The 19218-nt window shown below is 63.3% G+C and carries 15 protein-coding genes; 9 read left to right on the forward strand and 6 right to left on the reverse strand.

The genetic code is table 11. The features are described 5' to 3' along the window. Positions 1-38: 38 nt before the first annotated feature. On the forward strand, positions 39-1316 hold the full coding sequence (gene hflX / locus FHW92_RS21265) for a GTPase HflX (protein WP_168605280.1): 1278 nt from the start codon (positions 39-41) through the stop codon (positions 1314-1316). A gap of 208 nt (positions 1317-1524) precedes the next feature. Here the strand turns inward: hflX and mazG are convergent, their stop codons facing one another. The 4 genes from mazG to FHW92_RS21285 all read right to left on the reverse strand — a co-directional run bounded on the left by mazG (position 1525) and on the right by FHW92_RS21285 (position 6103). Then, positions 1525-2304, reverse strand: coding sequence for a nucleoside triphosphate pyrophosphohydrolase (gene mazG, locus FHW92_RS21270; RefSeq protein ID WP_168605281.1), 780 nt, complete (start codon positions 2302-2304; stop codon positions 1525-1527). An 87-nt stretch (positions 2305-2391) separates the two neighbouring features. Continuing rightward, positions 2392-3666: an MFS transporter gene (locus FHW92_RS21275; protein ID WP_168605282.1), complete on the reverse strand. Its 1275-nt coding sequence runs from the start codon at positions 3664-3666 to the stop codon at positions 2392-2394. Between the two features lie 30 nt (positions 3667-3696). Beyond that, positions 3697-4488 (reverse strand): 2-keto-4-pentenoate hydratase, encoded by a 792-nt coding sequence (locus tag FHW92_RS21280; RefSeq protein ID WP_168605283.1) that lies wholly within the window; start codon positions 4486-4488, stop codon positions 3697-3699. A gap of 106 nt (positions 4489-4594) precedes the next feature. Beyond that, positions 4595-6103: an altronate dehydratase family protein gene (locus FHW92_RS21285; protein ID WP_246870331.1), complete on the reverse strand. Its 1509-nt coding sequence runs from the start codon at positions 6101-6103 to the stop codon at positions 4595-4597. Positions 6104-6265: 162 nt separating this feature from the next. Here FHW92_RS21285 and FHW92_RS21290 point away from each other — a divergent pair, with 162 nt between their 5' ends. From FHW92_RS21290 to FHW92_RS21310, 5 genes are all read left to right on the forward strand, one after another. Beyond that, a complete protein-coding gene (locus tag FHW92_RS21290) occupies positions 6266-7285 on the forward strand; it encodes a LacI family DNA-binding transcriptional regulator (RefSeq protein WP_168605285.1) in 1020 nt (339 codons plus the stop codon). 125 nt (positions 7286-7410) lie between these two features. Continuing rightward, positions 7411-8247, forward strand: coding sequence for a 5-dehydro-4-deoxy-D-glucuronate isomerase (kduI, locus tag FHW92_RS21295; RefSeq protein ID WP_168605286.1), 837 nt, complete (start codon positions 7411-7413; stop codon positions 8245-8247). Between the two features lie 7 nt (positions 8248-8254). Continuing rightward, positions 8255-9019: a 2-dehydro-3-deoxy-D-gluconate 5-dehydrogenase KduD gene (kduD, locus tag FHW92_RS21300; RefSeq protein ID WP_168605287.1), complete on the forward strand. Its 765-nt coding sequence runs from the start codon at positions 8255-8257 to the stop codon at positions 9017-9019. After that, entirely contained in the window at positions 9016-10038 is a 1023-nt protein-coding gene (locus tag FHW92_RS21305) for a sugar kinase (RefSeq protein WP_168605288.1), read from the forward strand. The genes kduD and FHW92_RS21305 overlap by 4 nt, the downstream gene beginning before the upstream one ends. Beyond that, positions 10025-11557, forward strand: coding sequence for a carboxylesterase family protein (locus tag FHW92_RS21310; RefSeq protein WP_168605289.1), 1533 nt, complete (start codon positions 10025-10027; stop codon positions 11555-11557). Before FHW92_RS21305 ends, FHW92_RS21310 begins: the two co-directional genes overlap by 14 nt. 11 nt (positions 11558-11568) lie before the next feature. On the opposite strand, the gene FHW92_RS21315 is transcribed toward FHW92_RS21310, so the two are convergent. Further along, entirely contained in the window at positions 11569-11949 is a 381-nt protein-coding gene (locus FHW92_RS21315) for a cupin domain-containing protein (protein ID WP_168605290.1), read from the reverse strand. After that, positions 11949-13259 carry a pectate lyase gene (locus FHW92_RS21320; protein WP_349237730.1) on the reverse strand — a complete coding sequence of 437 codons (1311 nt, stop codon included), beginning with the start codon at positions 13257-13259 and terminating at the stop codon, positions 11949-11951. Before FHW92_RS21320 ends, FHW92_RS21315 begins: the two co-directional genes overlap by 1 nt. A 378-nt stretch (positions 13260-13637) precedes the next feature. On the opposite strand from FHW92_RS21320, the gene FHW92_RS21325 reads away from it, so the two are divergent. The 3 genes from FHW92_RS21325 to FHW92_RS21335 are packed head-to-tail and all read left to right on the forward strand — an operon-like array spanning position 13638 to position 19114. Further along, a complete protein-coding gene (locus FHW92_RS21325) occupies positions 13638-16493 on the forward strand; it encodes a TonB-dependent receptor (protein WP_168605291.1) in 2856 nt (951 codons plus the stop codon). A gap of 42 nt (positions 16494-16535) precedes the next feature. After that, complete coding sequence (locus FHW92_RS21330) at positions 16536-17537, forward strand: alpha/beta hydrolase (RefSeq protein WP_168605292.1); 1002 nt, start codon at positions 16536-16538, stop codon at positions 17535-17537. Beyond that, complete coding sequence (locus FHW92_RS21335; RefSeq protein ID WP_168605293.1) at positions 17534-19114, forward strand: family 43 glycosylhydrolase; 1581 nt, start codon at positions 17534-17536, stop codon at positions 19112-19114. Before FHW92_RS21330 ends, FHW92_RS21335 begins: the two co-directional genes overlap by 4 nt. Positions 19115-19218 lie beyond the last annotated feature (104 nt).

A 19218-nucleotide genomic window follows, 5' to 3' on the forward strand; every position in this document is an offset into this window, starting at 1 on the left:
AGGAAGCTGAGGGCGAGGTTACACGGGGCGCACGCGCCTTGATCGTCTGCCCCGAGATTCGGGGGCGCCCCAGCGCCTCCGACATCGAGTCGCGTGTGGAAGAGGCGAAAGGTCTGGCGCTGGCCATCGGGCTGGTGATTGCCGAGGCCTTCCCGATCGCCATTCGCGAACCCCGCCCCGGCACGCTGTTCGGCGAAGGCCAGATCCAGAACATCATCACCCAATGCAATCTGCATGAGGCCGAACTTGTCATCGTCGATGGCGCGCTCTCGGCCGTTCAGCAGCGCAACCTTGAGGACAAGCTCAAGCGCAAGGTGATCGACCGGACGGGCCTGATCCTCGAAATCTTTGGCGAGCGCGCGGCGACTGCCGAAGGGCGTTTGCAGGTCGAACTGGCGCATCTGGATTACCAGCAGGGCCGTTTGGTCCGCAGCTGGACTCACCTTGAACGCCAGCGGGGCGGCTTCGGCTTCCTCGGCGGTCCGGGCGAAACCCAGATCGAGGCCGACCGCCGCATGATCCGCGACCGCATGGCCCGCATCCGGCGCGAGCTGGAACAGGTCCGCCGCACGCGCGGGCTGCACCGCGACCGGCGCGAAAAGGCGCCCTGGCCGGTGCTGGCGTTGGTGGGCTATACCAATGCGGGCAAATCGACGCTGTTTAACCGGCTGACCGGGGCGAGCGTGATGGCGCAGGATCTGCTCTTCGCCACGCTGGACCCGACGATGCGCGCGATCCGCCTGCCTGGTATCGAAAAGGCGATCATGTCGGACACGGTGGGCTTCATCTCCGACCTGCCGACGCAATTGGTCGCCGCCTTCCGCGCCACGCTTGAGGAGGTGACGGCGGCCGATATCGTCATCCATGTGCGCGATATCGCCAATCCCGACACGGCGGCGCAAAAGGAACAGGTGCTTTCCGTCCTGGAAGATCTTGGTTTGCTGGAGGAGGGGACACGCGCCCCTTCGGTACCGATGATCGAGGTGTGGAACAAGTGGGACCTGCTGAGCGCCGAACAGGCCGCGCATCTCTGGCACGCCGCGCGAGAGGCGGCCCATGATGACGAGGTGGTGGTCCCGCTCTCGGCCATGACGGGCGAGGGCTGCGAGGAATTGCTCGAAACCGCCAACCGGTTGTTGACCGGGGATGCGCGGGAGCATCGCTTCACCATCCCGGTCCATGATGGCGCGCGCATCGCCTGGCTCTATGCCCATGGTGAGGTGTTATCCGATGAGGATACCGGCGGGGATGAGCCCGCGCGGGTGATGTCAGTGAAGCTGACGCCCAAGGAATTTGGGCGGTTTGTGAGGTTGTGAAGGTTTAAGCGTGCCTCCGGCGGGCAAAGGGACTTGTCCCTTTGCAATCCCATGAATGGGGTGGCGCGAAAGCTCATAGATTTTGGAATGGGTTATAAAGCCTGCGGCGCTTTATATCTGCGCCGCAGGCTTTAAAATTCCAACGCCGCGTCCGACACAAAACGCCGAACCTTGCACGCGACATAGACAGTATCGGGAGCGCGAGGGTCTAGACCCTCGCATTTTCCCCCTTCTTAACCTCTTGCCACAACCCTTCCTGCTCATCGAGCGAGAGCGCGGCAAAATCCACCCCGCGCGCCTCGGCAATCGCCTCCATCCCCTTGAATCGCCGTTCGAATTTAACATTGGCCGCGCGCAGGGCCTCTTCGGCCGAGATGCCGTAGGCCCGTACCAGATTGACAGCGGCAAAAAGGAAATCCCCCGCCTCGGCCAGGCGCTCTTCGTCCGTGGTCGCCTCGGCCAGTTCGATCACCTCTTCGGCCACCTTCGCCTCTGGGCCGGACACATCCGGCCAGTCAAAGCCGACCCGCGCCGCCCGCTTCTGCAACTTTTCCGCCCGCATCAGCGCGGGCAGGGCCAGCGCCACCCCGTCCAGCGCGCTCGACGCGCCTTTATCCGCCCGCTCCTGCTCCTTCAGCTTTTCCCAGCGGACCTCGCGCGACTGCCCCTCGTCGGCGGCATCACCAAACACATGCGGATGGCGCGCCTCCATCTTGTCGCTGATCGCATCGGCCACATCGTCAAAGGCGAAGAGGTCCGCCTCCTGCGCCATCCGGCTGTGAAACACCACTTGCAGCAGCAGATCGCCCAGTTCCTCGCGCAATCCCGCCATGTCGCCGCGCTCGATGGCATCGGCCACCTCATAGGCCTCCTCGACGGTATAGGGCGCGATGGTGGCGAAGGTCTGCGCCACATCCCATTCGCAGCCCCTTTCGGGATCGCGCAGCCGCGCCATGATGTTCAACAGCCGGGAAAGCGAAGCGGTCATAAGGCACTCACAAAAAAAGGACCGGGAAAGCTTTAGGCAGCCTTCCCGGTCCAGACAATCCATGAGCAATCATGGGGGAGGATTTCGTTACTCCACCGTGGCGGGCGTCAGACGAGGGCTGAGCAGGTGGACCACCGCCAGAGCGACCAGATAGGCGCTGGCGCAAATGGCGAAGAGCAATTCGTAGCTGTGGGTGGCGTCGAGGATATAGCCGGTGAACAGCGCCATCCCCATGCCGCCCAGCGCGCCGACCGTGCCGCCGATGCCCACCACGCTGCCCACCGCCGCGCGGGGGAACATGTCGGAGGGCAGGGTGTAAACATTGGCCGAGAAGGCCTGATGCGCCGCCGTTGCAAGGCCGATCACCAGCACCGCGCCCCACACGCTTTCGATGCTCTGCGCGAAATAGATCGGCAGCACGCAGAAAGCGCAGATCAGCATGGCCATTTTGCGCGCCGCATTCACCGAATAGCCGCGTTTCAGCATGAAGGACGAGAGCCAGCCCCCAGCTACGCTGCCCAGATCGGAAATGATGTAGATGGCGGCAAGCGGCAGGCCGAAGCTTTTGAGATCAAGATGATAGCGGTCGAACAGATAGCCCGGCAGCCAGAAGAGGAAGAACCACCAGATGGGATCGATCAGGAACTTCGCCAGCGCATAGGCCCATGTTTCGCGCAGGGTGATAAGGCGGCTCCAGCCGATCTTTTCGGTGGTGTCGGCCGGGTCCTGCTCGATCCACGCCAGTTCGCCCGGCGTGATCTTGGCCTCTTCGCGCGGGTGGCGATAGAGCGCCCACCATGCCCCCAGCCATGCCAGACCGAAAATGCCGGTGATGAAAAAGGCCGAGCGCCAGCCAAACCACAGCACCAGCGCGGGCACCAGCAGCGGCGTGATGATCGCGCCCACATTGGCGCCTGCATTGAACAGACCGATGGCAAAGGCGCGCTCGCGCTGGGGGAACCAGTCGGCCACGGCCTTGATACCGGCAGGGAAATTGCCCGATTCCCCGACGCCCAGCCCAAAGCGGGCGGCGGCAAAACTGGCGACCCCGGTGGCGAAACCATGCGCCATATGGCCCGCCGTCCAGATCACGATGGCAACCGCATAGCCCAGCCGCGCCCCCAGCACGTCCACGATCCGCCCAAACGAGATATAGCCGATCGCATAGGCCATCTGGAACCAGAAGACGATGGTGGCGAAATCGCTTTCCTGCCAGCCCAGTTCTTCCTTCAGCGTGGGTTTGAGCACGCCGATCATCTGGCGGTCGATATAATTCACCGCCGTTGCCGCAAACAGCAGGCCGCACACGACCCAGCGCCGCCGTCCAGCCTTGGGATCCAGCTCAATTACGCCTGTCATCATCCACTCTCCAATTGCGCTTCTTGTGGCGCGTTAACGGGGCTGGGCCTGGGTAAGCGTGCAGGACACTTGCCCCAGATCGCCGAAACTGGCGCTCACGCTCTGGCCGACCAGCGCCTGATGCACGCCCGTGACCGCGCCCGAGGAGACCCAGAGCCCGCCCGACACGTCCAGCCCGCGCTCCATCAGATTGGCCAGCAAAAAGCGCACCGCGCCATAGGGGCCGTCGAGCATCGTGGCGGCGGTGGCTTCACCCACCACCGCGCCGCCGATGGTGGTGGCAACAGAGATCGTACAGAGGTCGAGATCAGCCCACCCGTCCACCGGCGCACCCAGCACGAGGCCCGCATTGTTGCCGTAATCGGAGACGGTCACGCAGGGCCCGTCGGCATTGATGCCGGGATAGGGCGAACTGGCGATTTCGATGCCGATGCGCACCTCGTCGATGATCGCCTTGGTGGCGGCGTCATCGGTAGGTACCGGGCCGGCAAAACCGGGCGCGACATGGAGCAGCCATTCGGCCTCGCCCGCGACGAAACCATCGGCAAAGACCGGCATGGCCGCGCCGTCCTGCGTCACGGAATCGGCAAAGATCGGTCCGGCAAGGCGGTTGGCGCCCAGTTCGGCATCCAGCGGGGCGTTGATCCGGCCCACCTTCCATCCGGCCACCGCGCGCCCGTCGATCGAAATCGCGGCGTCCTGAATGCGATAGGCATCGGCCAGCGTGACCGGCGCGGGGCCGGGATAGATGGCCAGACCTTCGCCAGAGCGGCGGGCCGCAACGAAGGCCTGAGCGATGGTCTGATCGGTTTCTTGAGTGTGCATCCTGATCCCACAATCCTTTGGGTGAATTTAGTAATGGAAACCGGTGTCAATGGCAATCGACCATAAGGGCAAGCGATTGCATAAACCGGTTTTCAGCCCGCCTTGCCTATAGGGTTACTCCCCGCCGCCAGATGGCGATGGCGCGCTGGCCATGGCGTTCGGCGGCGGTCCTTTCCCCGCTGGCGATGGCCACCAGCCGGGCAAGGAAGGCCTCATCGGCAACATCCTGCCCTTCGTCCAATGCCATGGCGGCATCGAAGTCGATCCAATGTGGTTTGTTGGCGGCCAGTTGATGATTGGACGCGACCTTCACGGTCGGCACGGGAAAGCCCAGCGGGGTCCCACGTCCCGTGGTGAAGAGCACCATCGTAGCCCCGGCCGCCGCCAGCGCGGTCGAGGAAATCGCGTCATTGCCCGGCGCCTCCAGCAGGGCCAGCCCGCCCAGCGGCGCCGTCTCTCCATAATCGATGACGGAGCAGAGCGCGACGCGGCCTGCCTTTTGCACCGCGCCCAAAGATTTTTCCTCCAGCGTGGTGATCCCGCCCGCCAGATTGCCGGGCGAGGGGTTTTCCGAAACCGGCAGGCCCTGATCGAGGTAATAGCGCTTGAAGCGGTTGACCAAGGCCGCGGCGGCATCGAACACCTGCGCATTTGACGAACGCGAGAGCAGGGCCTGTTCGGCGCCGAAGATCTCGGGAATTTCGGTCAGCACCGGCGTGCCGCCCGCGCCCGCCAGCGTTTCGGCAAAACGGCCCAGCAGCGGATTGGCGGTCAGGCCCGAAAACCCATCCGACCCGCCGCATTTCAGCCCGACCACCAGCGCGGAAAGCGGCAAGTCCACCCGCTGCGCCGATGCGGCCTGTTCGACCATGGCGTCGATCAGCGCGGCGGCTTCAGCCAGCTCATCGCCCGCGCTTTGTGAAGAAAGGGTGGCGACTTTGCCCCGCGCGCTTTCAGGGACCAGTGCCATCAGCTCGTCAATCTGGTTCGATTCGCAGCCCAGCCCCAGCACCAGCACGCCCGCCGCATTGGGATTGGCCGCCAAACCTGCCAGAACCGCCCGCGTGCCCGCCAGATCGTCGCCCAGTTGCGAGCAGCCATGGGGATGGGAAAAGGCATGGATGCCGTCGATCCGCCCCTCCGCAATCAGATCGGCATGGCGAGCGGTGGCCTCGCGCGCGACCTGTTCGGCGGTCAGGCCGACGCAGCCCACCGTGGGCAGCACCCAGATTTCGTTGCGCGTGGCGGCGCGCCCGTCCACGCGCAGATAGCCGCGCCATTGGGCCGCATTGGGCTGCGCCGCCGCGACATCGCCATGGGCATCGGGCGCATAGGTCAATTCGCCCGCCAGAGCCGTGGCCAGATTATGCGTGTGAACATGATCGCCCGGCGCAATGGCGGCGGTGGCCTTGCCGATGGGCTGGCCATATTTGCGCACGGTGTCGCCCGGCGCATGGGCGATCAGGGCCACCTTGTGCCCCTGCGGGATGGCGGCATTGGCGGTGTAATGCTGATCGCCAAGCGCAACCACCTCTCCGCCCGCGATGGGCCGCAACGCCACGGCGACGCTGTCTTCGGGATGTACGCGGATCAGGGCGGGTTGCAGGCTCATCATTCTCACCAAGGGTTCGTTTCGCGAATCTCCCCACGCGGGGTTTCGCCTTTGCGTGGGAATGTCGTTTATGGTAACCGGTGTCAATAAGTCTCCTGCTTGCGCCCTTCATCATGCAAGGGCAAGGCAGCAAAAGTACAGACGAGCCAGAGAGGTGGGAACAACGTGGCCAATCGTGAGCCCAAGCCGACGATCAATGATGTGGCGCGCCTGGCGGGTGTGTCGAAAAAGACCGTCAGCCGTGTGATCAACAACTCGCCCTTGCTCAACGATGCAACGCGCGACAAGGTGACGGCGGTGATCCGCGATCTGGGCTATGTGCCCAATCCGCAGGCGCGGGCCTTGGCTTTGCGGCGCAATTTCCTGATCGGCCTGATCCACGACAACCCCAATGCGCAGATGGTCCTGTCGGTTCAGGAAGGCATGCTGGATGCGATGAAGGGCACCGAATTCGCGCTGGTCGTGCGCCCGGTGGACCGCAAGAGCCCCCATCTTTTCGACGATATCCGCCATTTCATCGAGCAGCAGCGGCTTTACGGTATTTACGTCCTGCCACCGGTTTCTGAAAATGACGAAGTGGCCCGGCTCTGCGCCGAACTGGGCTGCCGCTATGTGCGGATGGGCTCGGCGCGGCTGGATGATGAAGAGCACCTGGTCGAATCGAATGACCGCGAGGCCGTGCGCGAGGCGGTCGATAAGCTGATTCGCGATGGACACACTCGCATCGGCCATGTTGCGGGGCCTGATGGCTTCCGCTCGGCGCGCGAGCGTGAGGCGGGGTTGCGTGAGGCGCTTTTGGCGCACGGTCTGAGCCTGCCCGACGAATTGCGGGCATCGGGCAATTACACTTTCGATTCGGGCTATACCGCCGCCAAGCAGGTGTTGAGCCAAAATCCGCGCCCGACCGCGATCTTTGCCGCTAATGACGAGATGGCCGCCGCCGTGCTCCACGCCGCATTGGAGCAGGGGCTGGAAGTGCCGCGCCAGCTCTCGATTCTGGGCTTCGACGATACGCCGATCGGCGCGCATATCTGGCCTCCGCTCAGCACGGTGCGCTGGCCGATCCGGGCGATGGCGCGTTCGGCGGCTTTCAAGCTGATCCAGCCGGAGAGGGCGGCCGAACACAAATCCTTCTTTCGTTCCGAACTGGTCGAACGGGCCTCGACAGCGCCGCTCAAGGGCTGATCCAGGCCGCTTGCCTGTCTGCAAAAAGTCATGTTTGGCGGTTATTGACACCGGTTACCAAAACCCGCTACCAAGCAATCAACCATGTGCCGGACGGCACCAAATCTTTGCCGGGAGAGCTACCCATGTTCAGCAAGACCTATCATGCCACACATCCTGATATGATGGAATGTGTTTCTAATGATGAACTGCGCGACCGTTATCTGGTATCGGGCATGTTTGTCGAGGGGCAAGTGAACCTCAATTATTCGCATAACGAACGCTTCGTGATCGGCGGCGCGGTGCCGGGCAAGGAGCCGTTGAAGCTGCCCGAGCAAACCGAACCGGCCTCCGCTGCCGGTCATCCGTTTCTGGAGCGCCGCGAGGCGGGCATTGTCAACATCGGCGGCCCGGGCGCGATCACGGTCGATGGCACGCGCTATGAAATGGGCAACAAGGAATGCCTCTATCTCCCCATGGGCACCGGCGAGGTGATCTTCGAGGGCGAAGGCGCGCGTTTCTACATCGCCTCGGTCCCGGCGCATAAGGCGTTCCCGATCAAACATATCACACTCGATCAGGCCAACCCGTTGGCCCGCGGCGATCTGGCCAATTCGAACCAGCGCACGATCTATCAGCTCGTCATCCCCGGCGTCTGCGAGAGCGCGCAGCTTCTGCTCGGCCTCACCGTGCTGGAGGAAGGCAGCGTGTGGAACACCATGCCGCCGCACCTGCATGACCGCCGCAGCGAGATCTATCTCTACTTCGACATGCCCACCGAGGCCGACCGCGTGTTCCATTACATGGGCCAGCCCGAAGACCTGCGCCACATCGTGATCGGCAATGAAGAGGCCGTCATCAGCCCCCCGTGGTCGGTCCACATGGGTTCGGGCACCAAGAAATATGCCTTCATCTGGGCGATGGGCGGGGAAAACCTCGACTATACCGACATGAAAGTCCTCGACATTTGCCAGTTGAAGTGAGGCGGTAATGAGCTTTGACCTGACCGGCCGCGTGGCCGTGGTGACCGGTGCCAATACGGGCATCGGTCAGGGGATTGCGTTGGCTTTGGCGCAGGCCGGGGCCGATGTGGCGCTGGTGGGCCGTACGCCTGCGGAGGAAACCGCCGCTCTGGTGCGCAATGCCGGGCGCCGGGCCGAGATCATCGGCGCTGATCTTTCGACCATCGCCCCGGTGGGCGATGTCGTGGCGCAGGCGGTGGAGAAGTTGGGCGGATTGCACATTCTGGTCAACAATGCCGGGATCATCCGCCGCAATGACAGCGTGGATTTCACCGAGGAAGACTGGGATGCGGTGGTCGACACCAATCTCAAATCGGTGTTCTTTTTGTCGCAGGCCGCCGGTCGTCACATGATCGCGCATCATGCCGACACCGGCCAGCGCGGCAAGATCATCAACATCGCCTCGATGCTCAGCTTTCAGGGCGGCATCCGCGTGCCGTCCTATACTGCGTCCAAATCGGGCGTGGCGGGGCTGACCAAGCTGCTGGCCTGCGAATGGGCGAGCAAGGGTGTGAACGTCAACGCCATCGCGCCGGGCTATATCGCCACCAACAACACGGCGGCTTTGCAGGCGGACGAATCCCGCAACCGCCAGATCATGGAGCGCATCCCCGAAGGCCGCTGGGGCAGTCCGGCGGATATGGGCGGCGCGGCGGTGTTTCTGGCCAGCAATGCTGCCGATTATGTGCAGGGCCATGTGCTGGCCGTCGATGGCGGTTGGCTGGCGCGATGACCAAGGATCGTTCTGGCCCTGTCGTCTGTTTCGGCGAGGTGATGCTGCGTTTCGCCACGCCTGCGGGGCGGGTGATTGCCGATGCGCAATCGCTTGACCTGACCATCGGCGGGGCGGAGGCCAATGTCGGCGTGGCGCTGGTGGCGATGGGGCATGGGGCGCGGTTCGTGTCGAAAGTTCCGGCCAATGCGCTGGGCGACAAGGCCCGCGCGGCGCTGGCGGGCGCAGGCGTCGATGTCGCGCATTTCGTGCGCGGCGAAGGACGCATGGGCCTGTATTTCCTCGAAGTCGGCGGTTCGCTGCGGCCCAGCGCGATCACCTATGACCGCGCCGGATCGGCCTTTGCCACTGCGCGGTCGGAGGAATTCGACTTCGCCGCCGCGCTGGATGGCGCCTCGCTGTTCCACATTTCTGGCATCACCGCCGCGCTTGGCCCGGGCGGTGTGGACCTCGCCCGCGCCGGGATCAAGGCGGCGCGGGCCGCTGGCGTCCCGGTCAGCTTCGACTGCAATTTCCGTGAGAAGCTGTGGGGCGCATGGGACAGCAATCCGCGCGAGATCCTGCTGGAATTGCTGGCTGACGCGACGATCATGTTCGGCAACCACCGCGACATGACACTGCTGCTGCAAAAGCCTTTCTCCGGCGATGGCGCGGAACGGCGGCGCGAGGCGGTCGAGGCTGCCTTCGCCACCTTTCCCAACCTTCAGGTCATGGCCAGCACAGCGCGCCATCCGATCACCCAGACCCACCACCGCCTCTCGGCCCGCGTCGATCTGCGCGAGGATCGGTATCAGACGCCGGAAATCGAGATCACCGATATCATCGACCGCGTAGGATCGGGCGATGCCTTTGCGGCGGGGGTCCTGACGGGCTGGCTGGAGGGCGGCGATGCGCAGAAAATGGCGCGGCTTGGTCTGGCCATGAATGCCCTCAAGCACTCGCTCCACGGCGATTGGCTGCGCCTGCCGCGCGCCGAGGTCGACAGCTTTACCGGCAATTCCAGCGATGTCCGGCGGTAGGGCCACGCGCCGAACTGTCCTTGGCGGCGCGGCGGCGTTGATCGCCTCGCCCGCCTTGGCCGGCCGGCGCAAGGTTCAGGCGGGCGCTTATCAGGGCCTGCCAGAGGGCGAAGTACTGGCGTTCAAGGGCATACGCTACGCCCGCGCGGCCCGTTTCGCGCGCCCGCAGATCGAGCCTTTTGCCACTCAGCCCACCTTGGCCCACAGCTTTGGCCCGATCTGTCCCCAGCGCGGGATGAAGGATCAGCCGCAGTCAGAGGACTGCCTGTTCCTCAACATCTGGACGCCCGAGGCGAACACCAAGGCCGCCCGTGCCGTTATGGTCTATTTCCACGGCGGGGCCTATACGACCGGTAGCGTCACCGATCCGCTGACCCATGGCCATCATCTGGCCGAGCAGGGCGATGTGGTGGTGGTGACGGTCAACCATCGGCTCAATGCGTTGGGCTATTTGTGGCTGCAGCCTTTGGGCGCGCAATTTGCTGACAGCGGCAATCTTGGGCAACTTGACCTGATCTGCGCCCTGCAATGGATCAGGCAGAATATTCATCATTTTGGCGGCGATTCTTCGCGTATCTTCACCTTTGGCCAATCGGGCGGAGGGGCCAAGATCGCCACGCTGATGGCGATGCCCGCCGCGCGGGGCCTGTTCCATTCCGCCGCCACGATGAGCGGCCAGCAGGTAGTCGCCAGCGGCCCCGCCCATGCTTGGGAGCGCACGCGGGCCTTTTTCGATCGCCTCAAAATCGCGCAGGGCAATGCCGAGGCTTTGCGCCATCTGCCTATCGAGCGCTTTGTCGAAGGGTTGGGCGCCACCGATCCCATCATGGGCGGTTCCGCCTATTTCGGGCCGGTGCTGGATATGATCAATCTGCCGCGCCATCCGTTCTGGCCTGACGCAGCGCCCCAATCGCTGGATATTCCGATGATCCTTGGCAATGTGATCGAGGAAACGCGGGCCTTTCTTGATCCGCGCGGGCCGAAATTGCGAGGGCTGAATTGGGAAAATGTCGCTATGCGCATGGCGGCCGAGGTCAAGATTGACCTCGATCCGGCCTATGTGATCGCACAATACCGCAGCCATCACCCTGAATGGAGCCCCGAACAGATCTACTATGCGGCCACCACGGCGGGGCGCAGTTGGCCGGGGCAAGTCATCGAGGCCGACGCGCGGGCTGCGGCGGATGCGCAGAAAACCTGGGTCTATTGTCTGACCCGCCGTTCGCCGATCGATCCGTTGCGCGGGGCCGCCCATACCGATGACATTCCCTATGTTTTTGGCACGCTGGATGCGCCGGGCAGTTTCAGCGGTACGGATGCGGGCGCGAGGGCCACGCGCGACGCGTTGCAAGGCGCTTTTGTAAAACTGGCGAAAACGGGTGAGGGGAGTTGGACGTCCTATAGCCTGCCGACCCGCGCGACGATGCTGATGAGCGAAAATCCGCGCGTGGAAAATGATCCGCGCGGGTGGGAGCGGGCCATGTGGGCCACCGCTCCCTATGTGCAGCCGGGAAGTTAGGGGCCGGGCAGTTAAGGCTTTACCGGATAGGTGATAATCAGCGCCAGCGGCTCCTTGCCGGTCTGGCGGATGCCGACATTCGCTCCGTCATAGAGATAGGCGGTCATGCCCGGTTTCAGCGCGGCTTTCTGGCCGTCGCTTTCCACAGCTCCCTCGCCCGACAGGACATAATACACCTCGTCATGAGCGATGATGTGGAGGCCGATGGCGGCCCCCACATCCAGCGTGCGCCGCCGGAATTCCATCCGGCGAGGTTGCGGCGCGGCATCGCTGATCCGCCATGCGGTGGACATGCCGATGGCGCCATGCGGCACGGCTTCGCGTCGCATCACGTCGCGCTCGTCGATGATTGCCATCGGGGGCGCGGCGGCCAGCAAGAGCGCCGCCAGCATCAGACGCCGCCCTGCCGCATCGCCTTGTCGCGATCGCTCAGCTTTTCCTGCGGACCGACTTTCTGGCCCGGATAGGCGCCGTTCTTGGGCGTCATCGTGGTCAGATCCCAGGCCGCATCAACGAAAGGTGCGCGCTTTTCGGCGGCGTGGGGATAGCCTCCGACCTGCTTTTCATCGTCGATAATGTCGCCCCGCCCTTCGGCCACAAAGAACAGCACGCGAATGTCCTGAGGATCGCGATCCCAAGGCCGCGCGCCCACCGAGTTGAGAACGCTGGTCTCCACCTCGCCGGAGGGCAGGATCGTATAGCCATCGAGCTTGGCCAGCGGCTTGTCGGATGTAATCAGCTTGGCCTTTGTTTCGCCATAGCGACCGAACATCGGCAGGGCGTTGCCATGACGGTCCACCGCGCGATTGTCCTTGCCGTAAAAGGCCAGATCGCCATCGCCGCCCAGCATCAAAAAGGGCAGGCCCGGATCGGTCTGGTTGCCGCCGCGCATGACATTGCCCACTGCGGTGATTTCGCCGGTGACATAGTCATGGCCCGCCCATTCCAGCGCCATCAGGTTGTAATGCACCGCGCGGTGGCCGGGGTTATAGATGATGTTGTTGACCATAGCGACCTGCGCGCCGCCCTTCACCAGCGGGCTGCGTTCGACATTATGCGCCCAGACATTGCGGTAGAAGCTGATGTTGGTGGTGTTGTCATGGATCAGCGAACCCTTGGAATGTTCGCCCTTGGAATGGCTGGCAAAGGCCAGACCTTCGGCGGCCAGGTTTTCGCGGAAAACAACGTCATGGCTGGTGCCTGCGCGCCAGTCCTGCACCGTTTTGCCGGTGAAGCGCGGGCCGCTGGCCGACATGTTTTCATCGATGGCCCACATGAAGCTGCAATGTTCGATCACCACATTATGCGCGGCCACGGTGGAAAACGCGTCCGGTTCCCAGCCCGAGAAATGGGGCTTATCCATCGCGCCGGTCATGATGCGCAGGTGGCTGATGATGACGTCATGGCCGTGCAGGTCGATGCCGGTGCGAATCAGCGTGACGGGCGAGGGCGCGGTCTGCCCGGCGATGGTGAGGAAGGGTTCCTTGATGACCAGTTCGGTGCCGCCCATGTCGATCACGCCGCCCACCTCGAACACGACGATCCGCGGGCCCTTGGCCTCGATGGCCTCCTTGAACGATCCCGGCCCGTCCTTGGCCAGGGTCGTCACGCGGATGATGCGGCCGCCGGCGCCGCCCTTGGTGGGATCGGCGGGATGGGCAAAGCTGGCCTGGGCGGGGGCATTGGGCGTTTCGGCCCAGATGGGCGCGGCCAGCGGCAAAAGCGCGGCGGCCAACAGAAAGCGGGCATGACGAATAGCGGGGGTGGGCAAAAATGTCACCGGGGCCTCTCCTGTGGGGCTTCATTGTTGGTGGTTCTTGACAGAGGCCGGGGCCTCATGCCAAGACTTATGACACCGGTTACCAAATCGGACAAGGGTTTCCCTTCGACGGAAATTAAAAACGTTGATCAGCAACATCTTGTGAGAATAAATTGGCCCCAATGGGCAGGGATCTGGATGCAAAAGGTGGCGCAAACGCGATTCGCGCTTCCCTCTTATGACACCGGTAGCAATCCCTTGGGGCATGGATTGAGGAGTGGGGCGCATCGCCGCCCACAGGGAGTTTAAGGGGGAGTTATAATGCCTCATACCGTCACACGTTTTACAGCTTTGCGTCTGGCTCTGGCCGCCAGCACCGCGCTGGCCGCGCCCGCCTATGCGCAGACCGCGCCTGCAGCGCCCGGCGCCGATGCGCCCGCGCCCGAGGCCATTGTCGTCACCGGCTTCCGCCGCTCGCTGGAGGCCGCGCTCAATCTGAAAAAGAACTCGGTGGCCGCCGTTGACGCCATCGTGGCCGAAGACATTGCCAAGTTCCCCGATCAGAACCTTGCCGAATCGCTTCAGCGTATTCCCGGCATCTCGATCCAGCGCGACGGCGGCGAAGGCCGTGCAATCACCGTGCGCGGTCTTGGCGCGCAATTCACCCGCGTTCGCGTGAACGGTCTTGAAACCGTGGCCACCTCGTCCGACGGCGCCAGCGCCAACCGCGACCGTTCGTTCGATTTCAACGTTTTCGCCTCGGAACTCTTCACCAATCTGGTCGTCCACAAAACCGCCGAGCCTTCGCTCGATGAAGGCTCGCTGGGCGCGGTGGTGGATCTCAACACCGGCAACCCGCTGGGCGGCAAGGCCGGGCTGACCGCCGTGGCCAATGTTCAGGGCAGCTATAACGACCTCTCGAAGAACCTCGGCCCCCGTCTGGCGGGCCTGCTGAGCTGGCGCAATGATGAAGGCACCTTCGGCGCCAATATCTCGGCCGCCTATTCCAAGACCAGCACGCTGGAGCTGGGCAATAATTCGGTGCGCTGGGCTCAGGCCTATTTCAACTCCGTCAACGGCACGAACTGCTTCTACTCGGTGCCCGGCGCCACGGGCGGCGTTCCCACCAATTACACCGGCAGCTATCGCCCCAGCAGCACCTGCGATCAGGCCAGCCTGTCGTTTCACCCGCGCATTCCGCGCTATGGCGTAATCAGCCATGAACGCGAGCGTTTGGGCCTGACCGGCTCGATCCAGTTCAAGCCCAGCGACCACACCAAGCTCTCTGTTGACGTGCTCTTTTCGCGCTTCAAGGAAAACCGCGAGGAAAAGTGGCTCGAAGTGCTGGCCCGTTCGAATGAAAAGTCGATCGACGTGGTCAACCCGGTCTATGACGCGAACAACAATATGGTCGCGGCCACGTTCAACCACGCCTATGTCCGCACCGAACATTACCTGCGCCAGTCGAACACCACCTTCTATCAGGTCGGCGCGACGCTGGATCAGGACATCACCGACAAGCTTAAGGTGAAGATCCTGGGCGGTATTTCGAAGTCGGATGCGGATATTCCGCTGGAAACCACCATGCTGCTCGACAACCGTAGCGCCAATGGTTTCACCTATGATTACCGCAACATGGCCTCGCCTGTCATTTCCTATGGCGACAGCGTGACTGATCCGTCCAAGTTCCAGTTGGCCGAAATCCGCGACCGTCCTTCCAATGTCACCAACCGCTTCAAGACGGTGCAGGGCAATGTGAACTGGGAAGTGGCCGAAGGCTTCACGATCAAGGCGGGCGGCGTCTGGCGCCGGTTCAACTTTGACTCGGTGGCCTATCTGCGCGACAGCGCGGTTTGCGGCAACAGCGGTTCCGACCTCGTGTTGGGCACGCTGACCTGTTCGTCCACCACCTATGGCTTCCCGCTGACCAGCAGCATGGTCGACACGGTCAACCTGGGCAATGCGGGCCAGCCCGCGGGCACGACCAGCAGCTGGATCGTGGCCAACCTGCCCGCCACCACGGCCTTTACCAAGCTTTACAGCCGCACCCCGACGCTTGACAGCGGCAACGTGCGTTCGGTTCAGGAAACCACCTCGGGCGGCTATTTCGAGGCCAATTTCAAGGGCCGTCTGCTCGGTCTGGAATTTGGCGGCAACATGGGCACGCGTTATGCCTATACCAGCCAGAAATCGACCGGCATCCTTTCGGGCAACAGTGTGACGGTGCAGCGCGGCTATGGCGACTGGCTGCCTTCGGCCAATCTTGCCTTTTATCCGCATCCCAAGGTCATCATCCGCGCGGCCTATGCCAAGGTGCTGACACGCCCGACGCTGGGCAATCTGACGCCGGGCGGCTCGATCGACGGGTTCAATTACAAGATCAGCTATGGCAACCCGCAGCTCGATCCCTATCGCGCCACCAATTACGATCTGGCGGTTGAATATTACTTCGCGCCCCAGTCGGTGATCTCGCTGGCCGTGTTCCAGAAAGACATCGCCAGCTTCCCGATCTCGTCCAGCTATGCGGCGACCTTCGCCTCAACGGGCCTGCCGCAAAGCGCGCTGCCGACCAGTTCGCCCGCCTATATCAACTTTGACCCGAACCAGATCTATCAGATCACGGCCAATGTGAACGGCAGCGGCGCCCGTCTGCAGGGCATGGAGCTGGCATTGCAGATGCCGTTCAAGTTCCTGCCCGGCAAGCTGAAGAATATCGGTTTTCAGGGCAACGTAACGCTGATCAAGTCGAACGCCAATTACACGATCACCGGTCCGGCCACCAGCGCCTGCACCCGCGCCACGGCCACGTCGGCCTGTACGCTGGTGGGTGTGAATGCGGTCTATCCGGCAACGCTGCTCAACGTGTCCAAGACGGCGTGGAACGCCACGCTCTATTATGACGACGGCAAGTTCAGCATCCGCGGGATGCTCAGCTATCGCGGGCCGTTCAACGACAGCACCAGCGGCACGGGCAACGTGTTTGAAGGCTACGGCAGCTATACCAGCTTTGACGCGGCGGTGCGCTACAAGCTGACCGACAGCGTCGAACTCTCGCTCGACGGCAACAACCTGCTCGACACCTATCGCTATCGCTACACCGATGCGAGCGCGACGCGTAACTATGAAAACAACCACTTCGGCCGCACGATCCAGTTCGGTGCGCGCTGGAAATACTAAGACTTCTGCCCTTGGCGATGGGCCGGATAAAGGATGTGTTCGATGATTATGGATCGCAGGACGCTTCTGGCATCCGGCCTGCTCGCCGGGGCAGCCTCATGGCGGGCGGAGGGAATGATGGCCTCTCCGCCCGCCACCCCGTCTGACGATCTGCCCGATGCGCCCGAGGTGATCTCGCTTTGGCCGAACAAGGTGGGTCCGGGGCAGTTGCACCCGATCGCCCAGGAAATCGTGGAGCGGTCGAAAGATCCCGCTTTGCCCGATCGTGCGATCCACGGCATTTCCCATCCGCGCATGGTGGTGTTCCGTCCGAAACAGCCCAATGGCGCGGCGGTGCTGATCACGCCGGGCGGCGGCTATGTCCGCGTGGTGATCGACCGCGAGGGCTATGAAATGGCCCGCTTGCTTGCCACGCGCGGCTTTACCTGCTTCGTCCTGTTCTATCGCCTGCCGGGCGAGGGATGGGCGAGCGGCCCCGATACGGCCCTGATTGACGCCCAACGCGCGATCCGTGTCATCCGTCACCGCGCGGGCCAATATGGCATTGATCCGGCGCGCGTGGCGGCCATGGGCTTTTCGGCGGGAGGGCATTTGTGCGCCGACCTGTCCTCGCGTTTTGATGCGGCGGTCTATGCACCCATTGATACCGCGGACGCCTTGCCCGCGCGGCCTTTCTGTTCCGCGCCCATCTATCCGGTCATCTCCATGACGCCCCCTCTGGCCCATGCCGGATCGCGTCGTGAAATGCTGGGCAATCATCCCAGCGCGGCGCAGGAGGCGGCCCATTCGCCCGACCGCAACATTCCGGCCAACCCGCCCCCGCATTTCCTGCTCCACGCCGAGGATGATCCTGCCGTGCCGGTGGGCAATACGCTGGCGCTGCGCGATGCATTGAAGGCCAAGGGCGCAAGGGTGGAATGCCATCTTTTCGAACTGGGCGGCCATGGTTTTGGCCTGCGCAATGCGGCGGGCAAGCCCGTCGCGATCTGGCCCCAGCTCTGGCTGAATTGGGCGCAGACAACGGGATTGGTGAAACAGGCATGAGTTTTACAATCGACCGCCGCGCGGCCTTGCTGGCGGGCGGCCTGACGACGCTGGGCGGGCTGTCGGCGCAGGTTAAGGCCGCCCCCGCGCCGGGCTTCGACAATCAGGCCGCGCCTGATCTGGGCAATGGCACTTTTCTGAACCCGATCCTGTCGGGCGACCGTGCCGATCCGGCGATCCTGCGCGATGGTGCGGATTATTACATGACCTTTTCCAGCTTCGATGCCTATCCCGGCCTGACGATCTGGCATTCGCGCGATCTGGTGAACTGGCAACCGCGCAAGCCCGCGCTGTTCCGCAATATCGGCGCGGTCTGGGCGGTCAGTCTGGTCAAGCATAAAGGCCGCTATTTCCTCTACATCCCGGTCAAGGCCGAGCAGAATGACACTTTCGTCATCTGGGCCGACCATATTGACGGGCCGTGGAGCGATCCGGTTCCGCTCGGCCTGCCTAAACATATCGACCCGTGCCATGCCGTGGGTGAGGATGGCTCGCGCTGGCTGTTCCTCTCGGGCGGCGATAAGGTGCGCCTGTCCGATGATGGCCTCTCGTTGGCCGGGGTGCCTGAGCATGTCTATGATCCTTGGCGCTATCCCGACACATGGGACGTCGAGGGCTTCAGCCCCGAAGGCCCCAAGATCCTGCGTCACGGCGATTATTTCCACATGCTGACCGCTGTTGGCGGCACGGCTGGCCCGCCGACCGGCCATATGGTGATCGCGGCGCGCTCGCGCTCGATCCATGGCCCGTGGGAGCATCATCCGGGCAATCCGCTGGTGCGCACCGTCTCGGACAAAGAGGCGTGGTGGTGTCGTGGTCATGCCTCGCTGGTCGATGCGCCGGATGGGTCGTGGTGGGCGGTCTATCATGGCTATCGCGCGGATTTCTGGACGCTGGGGCGGCAATGCCTGCTCGATCCGGTGGTGTGGGGCGGTGATGGCTGGCCGCGCATGACCGGCGGCGATCTCTCGCGCCCCTTGCCCAAACCGCGCGGCGGGCAGGCTTTACCCCATGGCATGGCGCTGTCGGACGATTTTTCCGCACCGTTGGCTTTGGGCAGCAAATGGACCTTTTTCCGTCCCGCTCGTGATGAGGCGGCGCGAGTGCGTGTGGCCGATGGCGTGCTGCATCTGACCGCCAAGGGCAATGCGCCGGTCGATGGTTCGCCTTTGTTGCTGACGGCGGGCGACACGTCCTATCGCTTTGAATGCGATATCGAAATTGATCCCGGGACTACGGCTGGCCTCGTGCTGTTCTATGACGACCGGCTCTATGCCGGGCTCGGTTTCGACAAGGACCGCTTCGTCACCCACCAATATGGCATGGAGCGCGGCCGTCCCGCACACACCTATGGCCAGCGCCTGCGGATGCGCATCACCAACCGCCGCCACATCATCGCCATCCATACCAGCAGCGACGGCGGCCAGACCTGGCACCGCTTTGATCGCGGTATGGAAGTGTCGGGCTATCACCACAATGTGCGCGGCGGCTTTCTGGCGCTCAAACCCGGCCTTTATGCGGCGGGCAAGGGCGAGGCGCGTTTCCGCAATTTCCGTTTCACTGCATTAAAGGATTGATTTTCCAACCATGCCCCGTCCTTTGGACTTGCACCCCGACCGTTTGTTTCCTGCCGATCCCGGCGTTCGCGCTGTGGCGCGCGAGCTTTATTCCAGCGTTGCGG

The organism is Novosphingobium sp. SG707, assembly GCF_012275515.1.
GTDB lineage: Bacteria > Pseudomonadota > Alphaproteobacteria > Sphingomonadales > Sphingomonadaceae > Novosphingobium.